The sequence below is a fragment of the Nocardioides salsibiostraticola genome (genome assembly GCF_054783655.1).
The window spans coordinates 321,606-339,432 of the sequence record NZ_BAAGQD010000025.1 but is presented as its reverse complement, the minus strand read 5'-3'; the positions used below and the strand labels follow the sequence as shown (position 1 = coordinate 339,432).

Annotated in this window: 20 protein-coding genes and 2 tRNA genes; 7 read left to right on the top strand and 15 right to left on the bottom strand. The window is 68.0% G+C overall.

Going from position 1 to position 17,827, the window contains the following annotated elements; genetic code table 11:
* Positions 1-13: 13 nt before the first annotated feature.
* Together ACYVLV_RS13925 and ACYVLV_RS13920 are read right to left on the bottom strand one after the other, a co-directional pair.
* Positions 14-961, bottom strand: coding sequence for a calcium/sodium antiporter (locus ACYVLV_RS13925; RefSeq protein WP_460810812.1), 948 nt, complete (start codon positions 959-961; stop codon positions 14-16).
* Positions 962-1,093: 132 nt separating this feature from the next.
* Entirely contained in the window at positions 1,094-1,519 is a 426-nt protein-coding gene (locus tag ACYVLV_RS13920) for a pyridoxamine 5'-phosphate oxidase family protein (protein WP_460810808.1), read from the bottom strand.
* 196 nt (positions 1,520-1,715) lie between these two features.
* Here ACYVLV_RS13920 and ACYVLV_RS13915 point away from each other — a divergent pair, with 196 nt between their 5' ends.
* Positions 1,716-2,402, top strand: coding sequence for a hypothetical protein (locus tag ACYVLV_RS13915; protein ID WP_460810806.1), 687 nt, complete (start codon positions 1,716-1,718; stop codon positions 2,400-2,402).
* Positions 2,403-2,434: 32 nt separating this feature from the next.
* Here the strand turns inward: ACYVLV_RS13915 and ACYVLV_RS13910 are convergent, their stop codons facing one another.
* From ACYVLV_RS13910 to ACYVLV_RS13865, 10 genes are all read right to left on the bottom strand, one after another.
* Positions 2,435-3,541, bottom strand: a complete 1,107-nt coding sequence (locus tag ACYVLV_RS13910; protein ID WP_460810805.1) for a sterol desaturase family protein — start codon at positions 3,539-3,541, stop codon at positions 2,435-2,437.
* A gap of 71 nt (positions 3,542-3,612) precedes the next feature.
* Positions 3,613-4,176 carry a hypothetical protein gene (locus ACYVLV_RS13905; RefSeq protein ID WP_460810801.1) on the bottom strand — a complete coding sequence of 188 codons (564 nt, stop codon included), beginning with the start codon at positions 4,174-4,176 and terminating at the stop codon, positions 3,613-3,615.
* Between the two features lie 75 nt (positions 4,177-4,251).
* Positions 4,252-4,327: transfer RNA gene (locus tag ACYVLV_RS13900), tRNA-Ala, on the bottom strand.
* A gap of 54 nt (positions 4,328-4,381) precedes the next feature.
* The gene (locus tag ACYVLV_RS13895; protein ID WP_460810799.1) at positions 4,382-4,849 is read right to left on the bottom strand and encodes an SRPBCC family protein; all 468 of its coding nucleotides are present in this window, start codon (positions 4,847-4,849) and stop codon (positions 4,382-4,384) included.
* A gap of 190 nt (positions 4,850-5,039) precedes the next feature.
* Positions 5,040-5,891, bottom strand: coding sequence for a divisome protein SepX/GlpR (gene sepX, locus ACYVLV_RS13890; RefSeq protein WP_460810798.1), 852 nt, complete (start codon positions 5,889-5,891; stop codon positions 5,040-5,042).
* Between the two features lie 130 nt (positions 5,892-6,021).
* On the bottom strand, positions 6,022-6,699 hold the full coding sequence (locus tag ACYVLV_RS13885) for a GNAT family N-acetyltransferase (protein WP_460810795.1): 678 nt from the start codon (positions 6,697-6,699) through the stop codon (positions 6,022-6,024).
* Entirely contained in the window at positions 6,696-7,172 is a 477-nt protein-coding gene (locus ACYVLV_RS13880) for a MogA/MoaB family molybdenum cofactor biosynthesis protein (RefSeq protein ID WP_460810793.1), read from the bottom strand. Before ACYVLV_RS13880 ends, ACYVLV_RS13885 begins: the two co-directional genes overlap by 4 nt.
* Positions 7,169-7,654 carry a cyclic pyranopterin monophosphate synthase MoaC gene (moaC, locus tag ACYVLV_RS13875; RefSeq protein WP_460810790.1) on the bottom strand — a complete coding sequence of 162 codons (486 nt, stop codon included), beginning with the start codon at positions 7,652-7,654 and terminating at the stop codon, positions 7,169-7,171. The genes ACYVLV_RS13880 and moaC overlap by 4 nt, the downstream gene beginning before the upstream one ends.
* Positions 7,654-8,886: a molybdotransferase-like divisome protein Glp gene (gene glp, locus ACYVLV_RS13870; RefSeq protein WP_460810789.1), complete on the bottom strand. Its 1,233-nt coding sequence runs from the start codon at positions 8,884-8,886 to the stop codon at positions 7,654-7,656. Before glp ends, moaC begins: the two co-directional genes overlap by 1 nt.
* A 13-nt stretch (positions 8,887-8,899) precedes the next feature.
* Positions 8,900-10,285 (bottom strand): UTP--glucose-1-phosphate uridylyltransferase, encoded by a 1,386-nt coding sequence (locus tag ACYVLV_RS13865; protein WP_460810787.1) that lies wholly within the window; start codon positions 10,283-10,285, stop codon positions 8,900-8,902.
* Positions 10,286-10,308: 23 nt separating this feature from the next.
* Between ACYVLV_RS13865 and ACYVLV_RS13860 the strand changes: the two genes are divergently transcribed.
* Positions 10,309-10,932: a 5-formyltetrahydrofolate cyclo-ligase gene (locus ACYVLV_RS13860; protein ID WP_460810785.1), complete on the top strand. Its 624-nt coding sequence runs from the start codon at positions 10,309-10,311 to the stop codon at positions 10,930-10,932.
* Here the strand turns inward: ACYVLV_RS13860 and ACYVLV_RS13855 are convergent.
* A complete protein-coding gene (locus ACYVLV_RS13855; protein WP_460810782.1) occupies positions 10,921-13,596 on the bottom strand; it encodes a penicillin acylase family protein in 2,676 nt (891 codons plus the stop codon). The genes ACYVLV_RS13860 and ACYVLV_RS13855 overlap by 12 nt on opposite strands.
* Before the next feature lie 83 nt (positions 13,597-13,679).
* Between ACYVLV_RS13855 and ACYVLV_RS13850 the strand changes: the two genes are divergently transcribed.
* The 3 genes from ACYVLV_RS13850 to ACYVLV_RS13840 all read left to right on the top strand — a co-directional run bounded on the left by ACYVLV_RS13850 (position 13,680) and on the right by ACYVLV_RS13840 (position 15,200).
* Positions 13,680-14,045: an FmdB family zinc ribbon protein gene (locus tag ACYVLV_RS13850; protein ID WP_460810781.1), complete on the top strand. Its 366-nt coding sequence runs from the start codon at positions 13,680-13,682 to the stop codon at positions 14,043-14,045.
* 83 nt (positions 14,046-14,128) lie between these two features.
* The gene (locus ACYVLV_RS13845) at positions 14,129-14,794 is read left to right on the top strand and encodes an SAF domain-containing protein (protein WP_460810779.1); all 666 of its coding nucleotides are present in this window, start codon (positions 14,129-14,131) and stop codon (positions 14,792-14,794) included.
* 64 nt (positions 14,795-14,858) lie between these two features.
* A complete protein-coding gene (locus ACYVLV_RS13840; protein WP_460810777.1) occupies positions 14,859-15,200 on the top strand; it encodes a large conductance mechanosensitive channel protein MscL in 342 nt (113 codons plus the stop codon).
* A gap of 89 nt (positions 15,201-15,289) precedes the next feature.
* Here the strand turns inward: ACYVLV_RS13840 and ACYVLV_RS13835 are convergent, their stop codons facing one another.
* Together ACYVLV_RS13835 and ACYVLV_RS13830 are read right to left on the bottom strand one after the other, a co-directional pair.
* Positions 15,290-15,484 (bottom strand): hypothetical protein, encoded by a 195-nt coding sequence (locus ACYVLV_RS13835; protein ID WP_460810775.1) that lies wholly within the window; start codon positions 15,482-15,484, stop codon positions 15,290-15,292.
* Complete coding sequence (locus tag ACYVLV_RS13830) at positions 15,477-16,727, bottom strand: LCP family protein (protein WP_460810773.1); 1,251 nt, start codon at positions 16,725-16,727, stop codon at positions 15,477-15,479. The genes ACYVLV_RS13835 and ACYVLV_RS13830 overlap by 8 nt, the downstream gene beginning before the upstream one ends.
* A gap of 160 nt (positions 16,728-16,887) precedes the next feature.
* Here ACYVLV_RS13830 and ACYVLV_RS13825 point away from each other — a divergent pair.
* Positions 16,888-16,960 (top strand) — tRNA-Arg (locus ACYVLV_RS13825).
* A gap of 227 nt (positions 16,961-17,187) precedes the next feature.
* Complete coding sequence (locus ACYVLV_RS13820) at positions 17,188-17,661, top strand: hypothetical protein (protein ID WP_460810772.1); 474 nt, start codon at positions 17,188-17,190, stop codon at positions 17,659-17,661.
* Positions 17,662-17,827 lie beyond the last annotated feature (166 nt).

Here is a 17,827-nt window from a genome sequence, read left to right as displayed (position 1 = left end):
CGTCATCGGGTCCTCAAACGATGGCGCGCAGGACGGCGAACGTCAGATAGCCGGCGTACGCCGCCACCAGCGCCAGGCCCTCCCACCGGGTGAACCGATGGCCGGTCCGGCCGAAGACCAGGAGCCCGACGGCGACGACGACCAGCAGCGGGAGCTCCACCGTCACCATCTCCGAGGGCAGGCTGTTCGGCGCCAGGACCGCGGTGGTCCCGCCGATGGCGAGGATGTTGTAGATGTTGGAGCCGAGGACGTTGCCAAAGGCGATGCCGCCCTGACCCTTGCGGGCCGCCACGACCGAGGTCGCGAGCTCCGGGGCCGACGTACCGATGGCCACGATGGTGAGCCCGATCAGAGTGTCAGAGAGGCCGAACGAGGCTGCGACGTCTCGTGCGCCGCCGACCAGGATGTTGCCCCCGATGATGATCAGGACCAGGCCACCGAGGGTGGTACCGAGGTCAACCCCGACTCCCCCTCCGGACGGTGAGGGCGGCCCCCCGGCGTTCACCGGCGCGGGCTGGCGCCTCTCTGAGACATAGGCATAGGTCAGGTAGGCAACCAGGATGGCGATCAGAACCAACCCCATCGGCCGGGAGACGCCGGACGGCGCGAAGACCAACAGCAGCGCGGCCGCCGCCAGACCGAATCCACCGTCCCGCCACAGGGTGCCCCTCGAGGTCGGGAAGGGCGCGACGACCGCCGCGACCCCGAGGATCAGCAGGGTGTTGGCGACATTCGAGCCGACCACGTTTCCCCAGGCGATGGCGGGAGCCCCGACCCGGACCGCCTCGATGGAGGCGAACAGCTCGGGGGCCGACGTACCGAATCCGACGAGCACGAGCCCGACGAACAGGGGCGAGACGCCCATCCGCTCGGCCAACCGCACGCTCCCGCGCACCAAGAGATCGCCGCCGAAGAAGAGAAGCACGAGGCCGCCGAGGATGAATGCGGCATCGAGAGCCATCGGTGAATCCTCCTGCTGGGTCGGGGGCCGCCCGCAACGTCATACGTTCGGATCACCCGTCTGCTCTGACGTACGACCTTATGGCGTAAGGCTCGCCTCAGGTGGACCCAGGCGCCGCCGAGGGTCGCCGCCTCAGTCGTGCAGTTTGAGGTGCAGCCACGGGCGAGACAGTTCGAAGGCCCGACCGGAGACCACCCTCGGCGTGATCTCGACGACGTTGTACTTCAGCGTCGGCACCCAGGGCCGAAGAGCCACCTTCTCCGAGCGATGGGCTTCGTCCTCGGGGAGTAGGCGTGCGGTTCCTCGAACCACGACGCTGCGGGCCGAGTCCTCCCCGTAGGTATCGATCTCGAAGGCGACCTCGGATCCCATCACGACGGCCAGCAGCTTGTTTCCCTCAGCCGTCCGGAACAGCAACGAACCTCCCTCGACCGCATAGTTGATCGGCGTGATGTGGATTTCGTCGACCAGCCGATAGGCGAGCCGCCCGAACTCCTCCCCGCGCAACATCTCCCAGCACTCGTCCGCTGTCAGCTCGGTGACCACATCGTCGTACATGGCGGCGCCTTCTCTCGGTGTTGTGGGCATCAACTCGAAACGATCTTTCATTCGACCGTAGGCCTGCCCACGGGGCGCCTGCCAGAACCGAAGGTCCTGGCTCCCAGGGCCTTCGGCTCCCACGCTCGAACACCGCCAGGACTATCGTGTGGGTGTCGACTGATCGGAGACGACGATGTTTTCAAGGAACCGTCGCATGGTCGGGCTCGTGCTCGGCCTGTCCGCTGCGCTCGCCGGCTGCGGCACCGGGGAGGCCTCTTCCGAGAGCAGTACCGATTTCACCGAGCAGTCCTCCCCGCGCGCTCTGGTCGCAGCCGTCGAAGCCAATCTCGAGCGGCCTGTGAAGCAGGCTGCACCCTTGTTCTCGCAGGACCTTGACTACTACCACCCGGAGCAGGTGGACCCCAGCACCCTCGCCCTCGAGGTGTCCCTGGACGAAGAGGTGGGCGACAACAGTCATGTGCGGCTCGTGGTCTCCCGTGACATGGGGTCCTTCGACGACTTTTCCTGCGACAGCGACGAGGGCTCGAGCATGACCGGCTGCGAGGACTCGACGACCGGCGAAGGAGACGAGCAGCGGCTGGCCTGGGAGGCGTTCGCCCCTGAGGAGGATCCCGGTTACATCTCGGTCACCGTCCGCCGCGACGACCGGGTCATCGCGGTTCTGTACTACGGCGAGGAGGTGCCTTCGGACCTCCCCGACAGCGATCTGGCCGGCCTCGCAGACGCACTCGTCGCTCTGGCCGCCGACCCGGCTGTTGGCTTCACGACGACCGCGGCGTACGCCGAGGCGGGGGCAGCGCTCGACGACGACGTCATGCTCGACTGGTTCGGCCAGGGCAACGGCTTTGCGCCTCCACCCGGTTACGCGGGCGAGGATTGATCCGGTCCCTGGAAGCAGTTCCCGCTACGGCCCTACGCCACGTGGTCGGCGTACTCACGCTTGCTGCGGAAGGGCATCACGTGCTGGGCCACGATGCCCGACGGCACGGTCTCGAGCTTCAACACGCCATACTCCTCGGGCCAACTGCCATCGCGTGGCAACTTGAAACTCCCCATCAGCATGTCCACGAACGGCAGGTGGATCGCGTAGTTCCGGTCCCAGTAGTCGATGTGTCGCGCATGGTGCCAGTGGTGGTAGCGCGGCAGCACCACGACGTACTCGAGCCAGCCGAAGCGGACGCCGATGTTGGCGTGCGCCACCACCGCCTGTAGACCGACGAGGATCACGTAGGCGTTGACCACCGACGTGGAGAAGCCCAGCACGAGCAGCGGAAGGAGCACGATGCTGCGCGTCAGGACGGTCTCGACGAAGTGGACCCTCGACCCAGCCAGCCAGTCGAGGTCCCGACTGGAGTGGTGCACCGCGTGGAACCGCCACAGGACCGAGACCCGGTGATAGGCCCGGTGCAGGGTCGCCTGCGCCAGGTCGGCCACGAACACGGCGAGCAGGAACTGTGCCCAGCCCGGCATCAGGCCCACGAGACCCTTCACCTGCGGAATCGCAAACGAGGCAGCGACGGTGGACGTCGACACGGTCACGAGGATCAAGATGAACTGCACCAGCACGTGACTCATGAAGAAGTAGGAAACGTCCGTCCGCCACCCCGCCCGGAGGACCGGCAGCCGTCGTCGGGCGAGGTACTGCTCGAGCGGGATGAACACGAGCGCCGAGAAGAAGAGGGAGAGGATGAACCAGTCCAGCCCCAAGGAGTACGGCGTCTGTCCGACCTCGTCGACCTGCACGTCGGTCCCGCCGAGCAGGACAGCCAGCGTGGCCGCAGCCACCCCCACCAGAGCCACAGGACGGTTCTGGTCACGCAGCACCGCGAAGGTGCCCAGGACGAAGGTGGCGACGAGGCCGAAGAGCAGGAGCGCCCGGGCGAAGTCGGCCGTGTAGACCACTCGGAACTCTTGACTGGTGAGCAGCTCGGGGAAGTGGAAACACAGCACCGACAGCAGGCTGAGCACCCCCAGCAAACAGGAGACGTACGGCAGCAAGAGGCGGTGTCGGAGCAACATGCCTTCACGCTAGGCAAGGTGCCGCCGCGACGCTTGAGCCTACGTACTCAAGCAGTGGGAAGACGGTTCGCTCAGCGGGTGAGTACCAGCGCCGCCAGTTCCTCCAACGATGCCTGAAGGTTCTCGGTCTCGATGTTGTCCGGAATGGCGAACACGAACACTCGTCCGCTGTCTCCACGAACCAGCACCCGGCCGTTCAAGTCCGCTTGCACCAGCCCCCGGCCGTCGTCGAGGAGCACACCCCCGAAGTTGGGGTCGTACTTCGCGAGCAGCTCATCCATGGCCTGGTCGGCCTTCGCCCCCGAGTACACGCCGACCGTCCCGACCGAGTCGGCCGCAAAGGTGTAGCGGCACTGTTCGCCGGCGCCCGTGATCTCGACCTCGGGTGTGCTGAGGATCGTCGTGATCTCCTCGGCGGTCACCACAGTGGTGCAATCACCCTCAGCGGACGGCACAACGCTCCCAGAGTCCGGGACGTCCGTCGCCTCCGGGGTGACCGAGGCTTCTGCTTCGACGGGAGTCTCGACTGGTGGCGAATCAGACAGCGCTGCCGTCGGTTCGCTCTCCCCTCCGCAGGCGGCCAGGGCGAACAGGCACACGATGATGACGGGTAGCAGCACTTTGGAGCGGCTCATGAGGCACGGTAGCAGTCCTCGTGCCGTCGCTCACAGGACGAACACAGGCGCTACGGCTCGATGATGGATGGTGGATGGTGGAGCTAAGGGGATTCGAACCCCTGACCTTCTCGTTGCGAACGAGACGCGCTACCAACTGCGCCATAGCCCCATCACGCCCGAAGACGCGAGCGAAACGTTAGCACCGCCTGACTGAGCGGCGTAATCAGGCAGTCGCCAGGGCTTCGATGCGCGCCAAGGCCTTGTTCGCCGAGCCCTTCCACATCTTCGCGAACACCGGCATCGCCGCCTTGCCCACGAGGCCGTTGGGCTGGACCTCCCACGACCAGGTGACCTTGGTGCCGGGGCCACCGGGGGTGAAGGTCCACCGGCCGTTGGCCTGGGCGACCAGTGCCTTCATGGGGCCGGTGACCTCGGTGATGACGTACCCGAAGGACTTGCCGTCCTCGACGCTGGTCAGTTCCTCACGCAGGGTGCCTCCATCGGCCAGGACGATGGTGCGGGACTGACCCACCGTGTCCCAGGTCGCCGGCTCGTCGCGGGTCTCCTTGATCGGCGGGATCGCGAGGTAGCGGTCGGCGAAGATGTCCGGGAGCGGGCGCGCCCGGACCAGGTCGTAGGCCTCCTGCTGGGGCAGCGGAATGAGGCGGGACGCTTCGAGGTGGATGGCCATGGGGGTGAGGGTAGCCCCGGTGGTGCCACCCCGCTGGTTGAGGTGCGACGAGCGCCAACGAGGAGCCTCGAAACCAAGGCTCCACACGCGAACCCGCCCCTGCCAGGAACCAGGTTTCGAGGCTCGGGCCTGGCGGCCCTCACACCTCAACCAGCGAGAGCGCCTGGCGGCCTTCGCACCTCAACCAGCGTCAGGAACCGCTGGCGCGGCGTTCCGCCGCAGCGTCGCGCTTGGCCTGCTCGGCCTTCTCGCTGCGCTCGGTCGCCTCGGCCTGGCGAGCCAGCTTCGAGGCGGAGTCGGTGTTGCCCGACGTCCACACGCCGGTGGACTCCAGGTCGATCGTGCGGACGGTACGACGCGGGGCCTGGCTCTTGGAGACGTACGTCGGGAGCTGCTCGGGCATCGGGTCCCAGCTGCCGGGCTCGCGCTGCTCGGCTTCGGCCTCGGCGATCTCGACGGACCCCTCATCCTCGGCTTCCGGCGTCTGGCCGGCCTGCACAGCGAGGATCTCCTCGGTGATCGGATCTCCGGTCGTGCCGGTTTCGTCGGTTTCCGGCGGAACCTCGACCGGGAGTCGACTCGTGACCAGGACCGTACGACGCTCCGACTTCACCATCAGGCGGCACGCCACCAGCCAGGCGATCGTGAGCGCGACCGGAAGGACGACGAAGGGCCACGCGATGACCTGGTAGACGGCCAGTCCGCCGACAACGAGGTTGGCGACGATCAGGAACGAGAACACCCGCATCCGACGCTTCGCGGCGAGCGCTGCTGCCTCGCGGCGGCCCTGCAACTGCGAGCGCGACAGGCGGGAGGCCGGGATGACGATCCGGGACTCGGTCGACGGTGCGTCAGGCCTCGTGACCAGTCGACCGTGGTCGTCGGGGACCGGTTCGCGGCGCGCCAGCACCCGCAGCGAGGCAGAGAACCGGTCGATCGAGGTGGTGCGATCGACGTCTTCGGCGTGCTTCAGCGCCTTGGGGATCAAATAAGCCCCCCAGGCCACCGCCAGGGCCACGAAGATCAACGCACTCAGGTCCACACGATGAGGTTAGAGTTCCGCGGCGTACGGCCCGGGGAGGCTGGGCCGTGTGTCGCGTGGGGTTTGAGTGTTGGGTGGGTTTCTAGGCAGGACTTCGTCCTTCCTCAGCCAGCGGCGTGGCTACTTCGTCCTACTCGGCGCTCTGTTCGTAGCGGCGCAGCAATCCGTGCGGGACCTCTTCGGTGGTGATGGCGTAGATGCGGTGGTCGCGCCACTCACCGTCGATGTGGAGGTAGCCGGGGGCGTAGCCCACCTCCCGCAGACCCAGTTTCTCCACCACCCGTAGGGAGTTGGAGTTCTCGGGCCGGATGCAGACCTCGATCCGGTGCAACCCCGCGGCCGTGAAGCAGTGGTCGATCACCATGGCGACCGCACGCGGGATGACGGCCTGGCCGGCGAAGTCGCGGTCCAACCAGTACCCCACCGAGCCGAACTGGGCCGACCCCCGCACGATGTTGTTGACCGTGATCTGGCCGGCGAACTTCCCGTCGACGTCCACCGCGAAGGGGTACGTCGACCCGCGCCGCGCGTTCACGTGCAACTTGCGCACCAGCGCACGGAAGGTGGTCGGGCGGTCATCCCCGCCGGGAGGCACCGAGGCGTCCCACTGCACCAACCACGCCGCGTTGCGTTGCCGGGCACTGCGCCAGGCGTCCTCGTCGCTGTAGGTCAACGGCCGCACCGTCACCTGCGGCGCGGTCCCCGAGGTCATCTTGGCCGGCCAGGGCCGTTCACCGAGCAGGCCACCTCGCGCCCGCGGCTCGAGCCGTCGTCCGCGAAGCCATCCCCATGACGTGCGTGAGGTCAATGGTCGCTCCCCACGACCTGCTCGACCGCGTGGACCAACAGTGGGCGCAGGACCTCCAAGCCGTCCTTCACCCCGCCTCGAGAACCCGGCAGGTTCACCACCAGACACGTACCCACCACCCCGGCGAGACCACGGGACAGCGCCGCGGTCGGGACGCCCTTGGCGCTCCCGAAGGCGCGGATCGCCTCAGCGATCCCCGGCACCTCGAAGTCGATCACCCGTCGAGTCATCTCCGGGGTGCGATCGGTGGGGGTCAGGCCGGTCCCGCCGGTGGTCAGCACGCACCGGGCCCCACCCTCGGCGGCCGCCGCGATCGCGACCCGCACGGGTTCCCCGTCGGGAACCACGACGGGGTTGCTCACCGTGAACCCCAGGTCCTGCAGGAAGTCGACGATCAGGGGGCCGGTGGTGTCGTCGTACACCCCGGCGGCGGCGCGGTTCGAGGCCACCACCACCTCGGCGTACATCGTCATCGAGCCCAGTCCCCGGACTTGCCACCGGACTTGGTCTCGACCCGGACGTCGGTGATCGTCGCAGCCTTGTCGACGGCCTTGACCATGTCGATCACGGTCAACGCGGCCACCGACACGGCGGTCAGGGCCTCCATCTCGACTCCGGTGCGATCAGTCGTCTTGACCGTCGCGAGGATCTCGACGGCGTCATCGGCCACGGTCAGATCCACGGTCACTCCGGAAACAGCCAACGGGTGGCACAACGGGATCAGCGAAGGCGTCTGCTTGGCCCCCATGATCCCGGCGATCCGCGCCACCGCGAGCGCGTCCCCCTTGGGCACACCCTCACCGCGCAACAACTCGAGCACCCTGGGCGACACCAGAACCCGGCCGGACGCACTGGCCTGCCTGGACGTCACGTCCTTGGCCGACACGTCGACCATTCGGGCCGCGCCGGTCTCGTCGACGTGGGTCAGACGGTGCTGGTCTTGTGGCTCACTCATCAGTACTCCGTATCCAGACGCAGGACGTTCACCATCGCCCCGGCGTCGACCGAGGTCGCGTTGTCGGGCACCACGATCAGGGCGTTCGCCCGAGCCAGGTCACCCACCAGGTGGGACCCGGAGCCGCCGACCGGTGCCACCACGCTCACCCCTCCGTCGGCGGTCAGCAGACCGCGGAGGTACTGCCGTCGCCCCAGAGGCGAGGTGACCGCCGTGGCCAGCCGGGCCGAGGTCGGCTTCTGCGAGTACGGCGTCAGCCCCATCATCTTGCGCAGCGCGGGACGGACGAACACCTCGAAGGAGATGTAAGAGGACACGGGGTTTCCGGGCAGCGTGAAGATGGGGACGTCGCCGAAGCGACCCACCCCCTGGGGTTTGCCGGGCTGCATCGCCACCGGCCCGAACCACACGGTGCCCAGCGGCAGCAGGGCGGCCTTGACCACGTCGTAGTCCCCCTGGGACACCCCACCGGAGGTGACGATGACGTCGGCGCGCACCACCTGCTCGTGCAGCGCCTCGAGGAACGCGGCGGGTTCGTCACCCACGATGCCGACGCGGTGCGCGACTGCTCCGGCCCGGGTGACCGCGGCCGCCAGCAGGTAGGAGTTGCCGTCGTAGATCGAGTCCCGACCCAACTGCTCACCCGGGTCCCGTAACTCGGCCCCGGTCGAGATGATCACGACCCGTGGGCGCGCGTGGGCCGCCACGGAGGCCTGCCCCACCGAAGCCAGTAGGCCCAGATGGCGTGGCCCCAGGACGGTGCCACGCTCGATGAGTACGTCGCCCACGCGGACGTCCTGACCCGCCGGCCGAATGTGTTGACCGATCTCGGGCACCTGGTCGATCCGTACGTCGACCGCACCGCGATCGGTCCATTCATAAGGCACCACGGCGTCCGCGCCCGCGGGGACCGGCGCCCCGGTCATGATCTTGGCGACCGTGCCGGGCGCGAGGGTCTCGCTGCCCTCGCTGGCCTGACCGGCACCGATCTCGCCGGTGACCCGCATGGTGATGGGTGCCTCGGCGGTGGCGGACGCGATGTCGTGGCGGCGGACGGCGTACCCGTCCATGGCGGAGTTGTCGAAGCGCGGCAGCTCGATGCTCGCGGTGACGTCCTCGGCGCAGACCAGCCCGAGGGCATCCATCAACGGATGGTTGAACGCAGGCATCGGGTCGATGCTGCCAAGGATCTTGTCGCGGTACTCCTCGACCGGGATGGGCGCCTGACTCATCGAGGCCGAGCCATCACTCGGTGTCGCCAGTGAGAACCGTGTCGGCCGCCACCCGCTGAGCCGAGGTGGCGTCGAGGTCGACCTCCCCGGTGACCTTCACCCCGGAACCGAAGGTCCAGTCCCCCAGCACCTTCAGCGACTGAGCTCCCTGGAGGGACGGCGCCCCTTGGGGGAACCGCTTGTCGAACTCGCTGACGTGCTTGTAGAACTCCGGGTCGAGGTCGACGAACGGCACCTCCGCCTGGCGTTGGTCCAGGACGAAGTCCTTGCCGAGGTCGTAGACGTCCGAGCGCAGGACCAGCAGGTCGTTGGTGGTCTTCACCGGCACGAACCGGTCGCGACCCACCTCGATCAGGGCCGCACCGTCGAAGGTCTCGATGGCGGCACCCATGGCGGTCTCGATCTGGATCACCTGCGCCGAGGAGGGATCGGCCGGGTCGACGCTCTTCACGTTCTTGATCATCGGCAGACCCAGGATGCCGTGCCGCTGGTCCAGCGCGGACTTCATCGCGGCCAGGTCGAACCACAAGTTGTTGGTCGAGCAGTAGCGGTGTCGGTCCAGGTCGCCCAGCGACTCGACGTCCTCGGGCGGAGTCTGCGCGGTCTCCCGCAGGACCAGGCGTCCGTTGGCCTTGCGGCGAGCGAAGTGGCCGCCCTTGCGGTCCGAGGCTGTACGCCGCACGGCCTCGATCGCGAACGGCGCGCCACTGGCCGCGAACCAGCCAGCGACCCGCGGGTCGGGGACGGCGCCGAGGTTGTCGGAGTTGGACACGAACACGTGCCGGAAGCCCCGCTCGATGAGCAGGTCCAACAGACCACTGCCCCGCAGGGCCGTGTAGACGTCGCCGTGACCCGGCGGGCACCACTCGAGGTCGGGGTCCTTCGGGTAGGACACCGGGGAGAGGTTCTTGGCCAGGAGCTTGGGCTCCTTGTTCTGCAGGAACTCCAGGGGCAGCCCCTCGACCTGCAGGTCCTCGTAGCGCGCGACCGCGTCCATGGTGTCGGCCGACGTGCGGAAGGAGTTCATGAAGATCAGCGGGAGGGTGGCGTCGTACTCCTCGCGCAGGTGGCGGACCTGGCGGCTGATGATGTCCAGGAACGACAGGCCCCGGCCCACGCACAGCAGAGACTTGGCCCGGTCCATGCCCATGGAGGTGCCGAGCCCACCGTTGAGCTTGATCGTCACGGTGTGCTGGATGGCCTCGCGGGCCACCTCGTCGTCCACCTCGGCGTCGCTGAGTTTCGGGATGTCGACCGGTTCGATGGCGTCCTCGGGAATCATCCCGGTCTCACCGTGCTCGAGAAGCCGGAAGTAGTGGGCGAAGGTCTCGATCGCGACCTCGTCCACCTTGGCGTCTCTCATCTTGGCGAGAGCCTTTTGCAATGCTGCGCTACCCATGTTGTTGATCGTAGGCTCGTCGGGTGAGCCGCGGCCAACCGAGTCAGCCCCCAGACAAATCAGCGCGCGATGGAGCAGCGGACAAGACAGCCCTGCGGGACCAGCTTCTGACCACGCGTCGGCGTCGTTCCCTGCTCGAGGTGGGTGAGTCAGCGGTCGAATTGTCGGGGCTCGTGCTGGGCCTTCCGGAGGTACGCCGCGCCGCCACCGTTGCCTGTTACGTCTCCATGGGCCACGAGCCGGGGACCTCGCATCTGTTGGCGGGACTGGCTGCCGCAGGGAAGCGGGTGCTGCTCCCCGTGCTGTTGCCCGATGGAGATCTCGACTGGGGCGTGTACGCCGGCGACGCGGCCTTGCGCCCCGCGCGGATGGGTCTGCTCGAACCCGATGGCCCGCGACTGGGTGTCGAGGCGATTGCCACCGCCGACGTCGTCCTCGTGCCCGGCCTGGCCGTCTCGTCGTCGGGGATGCGGATGGGCCGCGGCGGCGGCTCCTACGACCGGGCCCTGGGCCGGGTGCCGGTCGGCACCCCCACCGCCTGCCTGCTCTACGACGACGAGGTGGGCGTCGCTGTGCCCGTCGAGGCGCACGACCGACCTGTTCTCGCTGCCATCACGCCCACGCGGGTCGTGCGCCTAGGAGGTTGAGCCGGCGGGGTTGAGCATCAGCGTGTCGTCGCCTGCGGCGTCGACGGCGTTGGAGGAGAAGGCCCAGGGCAAGGTTTCGCCGCGGGCCCACAGGTCGGTCTGGTCGGTGTAGTTGTCGCTGAAGGCGTGACCCGACACCCCGGTCAGGTTGATCCAGCGGGAGTCGTCCAGGTCGGCCATCGAGACCACCATCCGCATGGAGGGGGAGGTGGTGACGGCGTACCCCTCGGTGGCGTCCCAACCCGTCGCGTTCACCGTCGAGCTGCTGCCGGCGATGTCCCAGGGGCCCCGGTTGAACAGGCCCTCGATGATGCCGATCCCGGACTCACCCAGGGTGGCCGAACGCAGGTCCAGTTCGTGCAGGCCGCCCCAGGTCCACTCGTCCGCGGTCGGGGACTGCTGCACCGTGAGCTCGTCACGCGCGGCGATCAGGGCCGCGGTCAGGATGTCGTCGCGGTCCTCGGTGACGGACTCGGTGGACAGGTCGTCCCACCAGTCCGCGTCCGGGTCGCGCAGCAGATCAGCGATGACGGCGAACCACCGCGAGCCGCCGGTGGGCCAGACCTCCTCGGGCAGCTCGTCGTGGAAGGTCCGGGCCAGGATCTCACTCCACACGACGTTGAAGTACGCCGCTGCGGCACTGTTGGGACCCTCCGCGGGCTGGGTGTAGTCCCAGTCGGCCAACAGTTTCTGTCCCGCCGAGGCGTAGCCGCGCGGCAGGTCCTGATCCCGGAGGTACGGCGTCAGCGTCGGCGCCAGCGGGTTCAGATCGTCGAGTTGGAGATCAGCCAGGTCAGCGACCGACAGCGTGTCCTGGTCGACGAGCAGATCCCGGATCCGCTGGGCGCGGTAGCCGCGGTCCCAGTCGTCGGTGAGGAAGTAGTCGTAGTCCCGGCCGATGACCGCCTGGTTTGCGGTCACCACGAACCCCTCGTCGGGGTCGAGCACGCTGGGCAGGGCGTCGTACGGCACGAACTCGCCGGTCCAGTCGTTCTCCGGCAGCCAACCGGGCGAGGGCAGACGTCCGTCGTTGCCGGACTGGCGGATCGGGATCTGCCCCGGCGCCTGGTAGCCGATGTGGCCTTCCTTGTCGGCGTAGACGAGGTTCTGAGCCGGTACGGCGAAGTCGGCGGCCGCGGCCCGGAACTCATCCCAGTCCGAGGCCCGGTTCAGCGCCAGGATCGCGTCGGCGGTGGTGCCCGGCTGGAGCGCCGTCCACTCCAGGGCGATGGCGTACTCCGTCGAGGCGTCCGACGTCAGGTCGGCCCTCGGGTCGGTCTGGGCCAGGACCTGGGGCGAGATCTCGGCGATCTCGCTGGTCAGGTCGTTGACGTCGGAGATGAGAGGTCCGTGGCGGGTCGAGCGGACGGTGAGCTCGACATCGTCCCCGCCTGCGACCTCGATCGTCTCGGTACGGGTTCGCAGGGGCACGTCGCGGCCGTCGTAAAGCGCGGAGTCACCCGAGACCTGCTCCACGTAGAGATCGGTGACGTCCGGGCCGAGGTTCGTGAAGCCCCAGGCGATGTCGGCGTTGTGCCCGATGATCACCCCGGGCACACCGGAGAAACTGAACCCCGCGACGTCGTACGGGCACTGCGTGGTCACCTCGGTGCAGTGCAGGCCCACCTGGGTCCACACGCCTGGCAGCCCGATCCCGAGGTGGGGATCGTTGGCCAGGATCGGCTCGCCGGTGGCCGAGCGCTCCCCGTCGATGACCCAGGAGTTCGAGCCGAGGCCCTCTCCGCGGCCCAACCAGGCGGGCAGGCGATCGAGTCCGGCGCGGACCCGGGTCAGGGCCTCGACCGGCTTCGAGGAGTCGATCCCGAACGGCGGTCGCTGCGGGTTGCGGGTGCCGCCGGTGGTGGCGTCCTGCTCGAAGACTCCGTCGACCACGACCCCCTGGTCGACGATCGTGCGGTTGAGGTCGTAGTCGTAACCGGGGTAGAGCACGTCGGTGCGTGTATCCCCCACCGCCGCGAGGGTCAGGGCACGGTCGATCTCGTCGCCCATGTTGCCGCGCAGGTCCCAGGCCATCGCCTTGAGCCAGGCCAGCGAATCGACCGGCGTCCAGAGCTCGGGGAGGTAGTCGAGGCCACCGACGTTCAGCAGCGTGTACTCCAACGAGATCTCGCCGGCACTGCGGTCCGCAAGATAGGCGTTCACGCCCGCCGAGTAGGCGTCCAGCGCAGCCCGGGTCTCGGGATCCAGCAACGGCAACTCCCGTTCGGCGACCCGTCGCCACCCCATCGTCCGCACGTAGGAGTCGCTCTCCACGGCATCGGCGCCGAAGATCTCGGCCAAGCGGCCGGCCGTGGCGTGGCGGCGTACGTCCATCTCGAAGAAGCGGTCCTGGGCGTGCACGAAGCCCTGGGCCAGCATCAGGTCGTCGGCGGTGTCGGCGTAGATCTGCGGGATGCCCGCGTCATCGCGGACCACTCGCACCGTCGACTCGAGCCCCTCGAGGTCAAGGCTCCCCGAGGTCTGCGGCAGCGGCCGATGCACCACGACGTACGCCGTGGTCAGCGAGACCAGCACCATCGAGAGCACCACGACCCCGACGTACGTCGCCACTCGAGCAGGCAGGGACAGGGCGCGGAAGCGTTGGGCTGCGGTGGGCGCGGATGCGGCGTCGGGGCCCGCGTCTGATGTGGTGTCGGAAGTCATGTCGAAGGACATTGTGCCGTGCACTAGGATTAGCAGTCGTCAGCCTAGAGTGCCAGTCACTCACCCCCATCCCGGAGTGCTCCATGCCTACCTATCAGTACGCCTGCACCGAGTGCAGTCACGCCTTCGACCAGGTGCAGAGCTTCACCGATGACACCCTGACCGAATGCCCAGAGTGCACGGGCCGCCTGCGCAAGATCTTCAACGCCGTCGGCGTGGTCTTCAAGGGATCCGGTTTCTACCGCAACGACAGCCGCTCCGCGTCCAGTACGTCGGACCCCGCCGCCCCCTCGAAGTCGGACTCCAGCACCTCGGACTCCTCCTCGGGCGCGTCGTCCGGGTCGTCGTCGGAGTCCGGCAGCGGCTCGACCCCGGCGAAGAAGTCGGAGCCTGCGGCACCCTCGAAGTCCACGAGCCCTTCGGCGCCCGCGGCCTCCGGCTCGAAGTAGCCGCCAAGTAGCGGCGGACTGCTTCTCCACAGGCCTGTGGAGAGCCCGGCTTCCTGCGCGCCCGCTTCACCTACCGTCGAGGCGTGCCTTCTTCCGCTGAGCAGCCCCTTGCTCTGACCGCGCGCGCCGCGTTCGTCGTACGCCGGACCCGCCGCGCGGTGCTGCGGCGACGGCGACCACTGGCGGCGTTGTGTGCCGCCCTGGCCGTGGCGGCCGGACTGCAGGCGGCGAGCCCCTCCCCCACGCCGACCGATTCCGTTCTCGTGGCCGCTCGGGATCTCCCCGCGGGCACGGTCGTCACCGCAGCAGACTTGACCCGGTCCGCCTATCCCGACGGGCTGTCGCCCAGCGGTCTGGCCGCTGACCCGGTCGGAGCGACGCTCGCCTCGTCGGTACGCCGCGGGGAGCCGTTGACCGACGTCCGACTGATCGGACCCGACCTGACCGCAGGCCGTGTGGGTCTGGTCGCGCTGCCCGTGCGGCTACCCGACTCCGGAGCGATTGAACTGCTCGAGGTGGGCGATCTGATCGATCTGGTCGCAGCCGATCCGCAGCAGGGTGAGGCCCGGGTGGTGGCCCGCGCGGTCGAGGTGTTGGCGCTGCCCGCAGCCGACGAGGCGGAGTTCGCGGGAGGCACCGCCGGCCTGTCTGGACGTCTAGTCGTCCTGGGCGCGCAGCCGGTGGAGATCGCGGATATCACCGGGGCCGTGGTGACGTCCTATGTGACATACACCTGGACAGACCGCTAGTTTCACCAACGATCCCCCACTCAAGTAGTCCCATCCACCACAGAAACACCACAAGGAGAAACCCATGAGCGGGTTCAAGAACTTCGTTCTTCGCGGAAACCTGGTCGACCTCGCGGTCGCCGTCATCATCGCCACCTCGTTCGGCGCCGTCGTCACGACGTTCACGAACTGGCTGACGGCACAGATGCCCTCGGGCCTCGACGATGTCTTCACGAACACGGAGAACTCCTTCGGAGCCTTTATGAACGCCGTCATCGCGTTCCTCGTGCTCGCCGCCGTCGTCTACTTCGCGGTAGTGACGCCGTACACCAAGGCCAAGGAGAAGTACTACCCCTCCCCGGCCCCCGGCACTCCCGAAGAGCTCACGCTGCTGAAGGAGATCCGGGACGCGCTGGTCGCCCGCTGATCCCTGCACCATCAGTTGCGCAAGTTCTCCGTCAGCTTCAGGCCGCTGCCGTCCATCCCCTCGGGGTGGGCGGCAGTCGTCATGTGGCCTCAGCCGTGGTGGGGCGGGACCTGTGCCTTGAGCCAGCGGTCGGTGGCGGAATCGCCTCGATCGCCCGCGTCACCCCGATCGTTCTGTGCCTCTTCGCGCTCGTCGCTCGTGGTCTCGGGCAGGACGTCCCCGAACACCGCGGCGATGCGCCGCTTGCGCTCCCAGTCGGTCAGGTCCGGGCGTGACTCAGGCACAGAGACCCGCGGCTTCCCGGGCCGCCACACGATCGGCGTCGGACTGCGCGGCGTCCTCGCTGGGCGAGGCCGACGGATCGTCGCTGGGCGAGGCCGACGGCTCCTCGGTGGGCGAGGCGCTCGGCGTACCGCCGCTGACGTCGTCGCCAGCGGTGATCACGCCGTCCTGCTGACTCTGGCTCAGGGGTTCATCGGCGGCGATCTTCTCCCAGATGCCGTCTGCCTCGGGGAGCCATTCGATCCGGCCGGGCTGGGCTGATGAGTACTCGAACGGCACGGTGATGAACTTGATGTTGTCGAGCCCGATGTTCTTGAAGCCGAGGCCGAGGCGGCCGATGCGGAAGACGTTGCCGAGGCCCTCGTCGACGGTCAGCGACTTCGTCGCGGCGTCGAGGAAGCCCACCAGTCGGTCGAACCGGGCGATGGTGCCTCCGGAGATGACCTTGGCGGCCATGGCGGCGATGAAGGCCTGCTGACGCTTGACCCGGCCGATGTCGGATCCGTCGCCGAGGGTGTAGCGGGCGCGGACGTAGTTCAGCGCCTCGTTGCCCCGGATCTCGCGGGTGCCGGCGGGGATGTTGATGCCGTGCTCGGGGTCGTCGATCTCCTCGGGCACGCAGACCTGCACCCCGTCGATGGCGTCGACCATGTCCCGGAAGCCGGAGAAGTCGACGACGACGAAGTGGTCGACGAAGACCCCGGTGGTCTGCTCGAACTGCTGGATCGTGCAGGCGGGGCCGCCCTCGGCGAACGCGCCGTTCCAGATCGTGTCCTCGGCCCCGGGGATCGTCTCCCCGTCGTCGGTGGTGCATTCAGGGCGGTCGACCAGGGTGTCGCGGGGGATCGAGATGCCGTAGGCGTTCTCCCGGTCGGCGCTGAGGTGGAACAGGATCGTGGTGTCCGAACGGGCACCGTCACCGGTGAGTCCGTCGATGTTGTTTCCTTCGCCGTCTCGGGCGTCCGACCCCATCACGAGGATGTTCAGGGGCTCCTTGGGCAGCGGGCTGAGTTCCTTCTCCGGCCGGTTGCTCAGTTGCTCGGCGAGGTCCAGGACGGTGAGGTTGTCGCTGAAGTGCCGGGCGAGGTAGACCGAGGAGAGCCCGGCGATCATTCCCAGGGCCAAGAGGGTGGAGCCCAACACCTTGGCCACCGTGTGCTTCACCTTGGTGGGCGCTCGGCGGCGTCCGGGGCGCGCCGGATCAGGAACCTGGTCCGGGGTTTCGGACGGCACGGCGTCGGGCATCGGCAACTTTCGCGGGCTTCGGTGGAAGGCTCTGACCGCCTCAAACTACGGCAGAGACCAAATTGTGACCTTGTGCAGGCCCGTTGGCAAAGCGAAGGCACCCGGTCGCCCACACGGGGCGAGGGCGAGCGAGGTCACATGGCAGGATGGAGCCCGACCTGCCCCAGTAGCTCAGTGGATAGAGCAGCCGCCTCCTAAGCGAAAGGTCGCAAGTTCGACTCTTGCCTGGGGCACCGACCGTTTGACCTGGCGTTTTCGCTGTTCACGCAGGCCACGACGAATCTTGGCGACCTACTGAACCATCACAGCCTGTGTCAGTTTGCACCATTTGGTACGAAGTAAAGCCCTGCGAAAGCCGCCTACCGATCCTGAGAATCGGTAACCGTCTTGTACCCCCTGACCGTGGGCATGCCTAGGCTCGATTGCAGGGCCAACCCACCCTTTCGACGAAAGGCATCTTGTGAAACTGAACCTGACTGTTCGACGTACCGCTGTCGCCGCCCTCGCCGTCCCACTCCTCGCGCTCACCGCCTGTGGAGACGACGACTCGGCGTCCGGTGACTCCGGGGACGGCGGCGGCCAGAGCTCCAGCGGTTCCTCCTCGGCCGGCGGCGAGTCCACCGCGGACGCTGAGTACCCGAACGTCCTCAGGGCCGAGCTCAGCGGTGACAGCGAAGACGGCTACTCGCTGAGCGTCACGATGAGCTCGGAGTACGACACTCCCGAGCGGTACGCCGATGGCTGGCGGGTCCTGGACGCCGACGGCAACGAGCTCGGCACCAACGAACTGGGACACGATCACGCCTCTGAACAGCCCTTTACCCGCAGCCAGAGCGGACTGGAGATCCCCGACGGAGTCGACCAGGTCATCATCGAGGGCCGCGATCTGGAGAACGGGTACGGCGGAGAGACGGTCACCGTCGACGTGCCCTGATGACTGCAGACATCGCTGGGCCAAGGGCTGGCCCAGCCACGTAGGTTCCCACCGTGCTGGGTTCTTGGCTCAAGGGGGTCAGCTGGTCAATGGACACCGATGCCGTCTGCACGAGGCTGGGGCGCCGACCGCGCGACCCTCCACGCGCCACCCTCAGCCGGCCTCA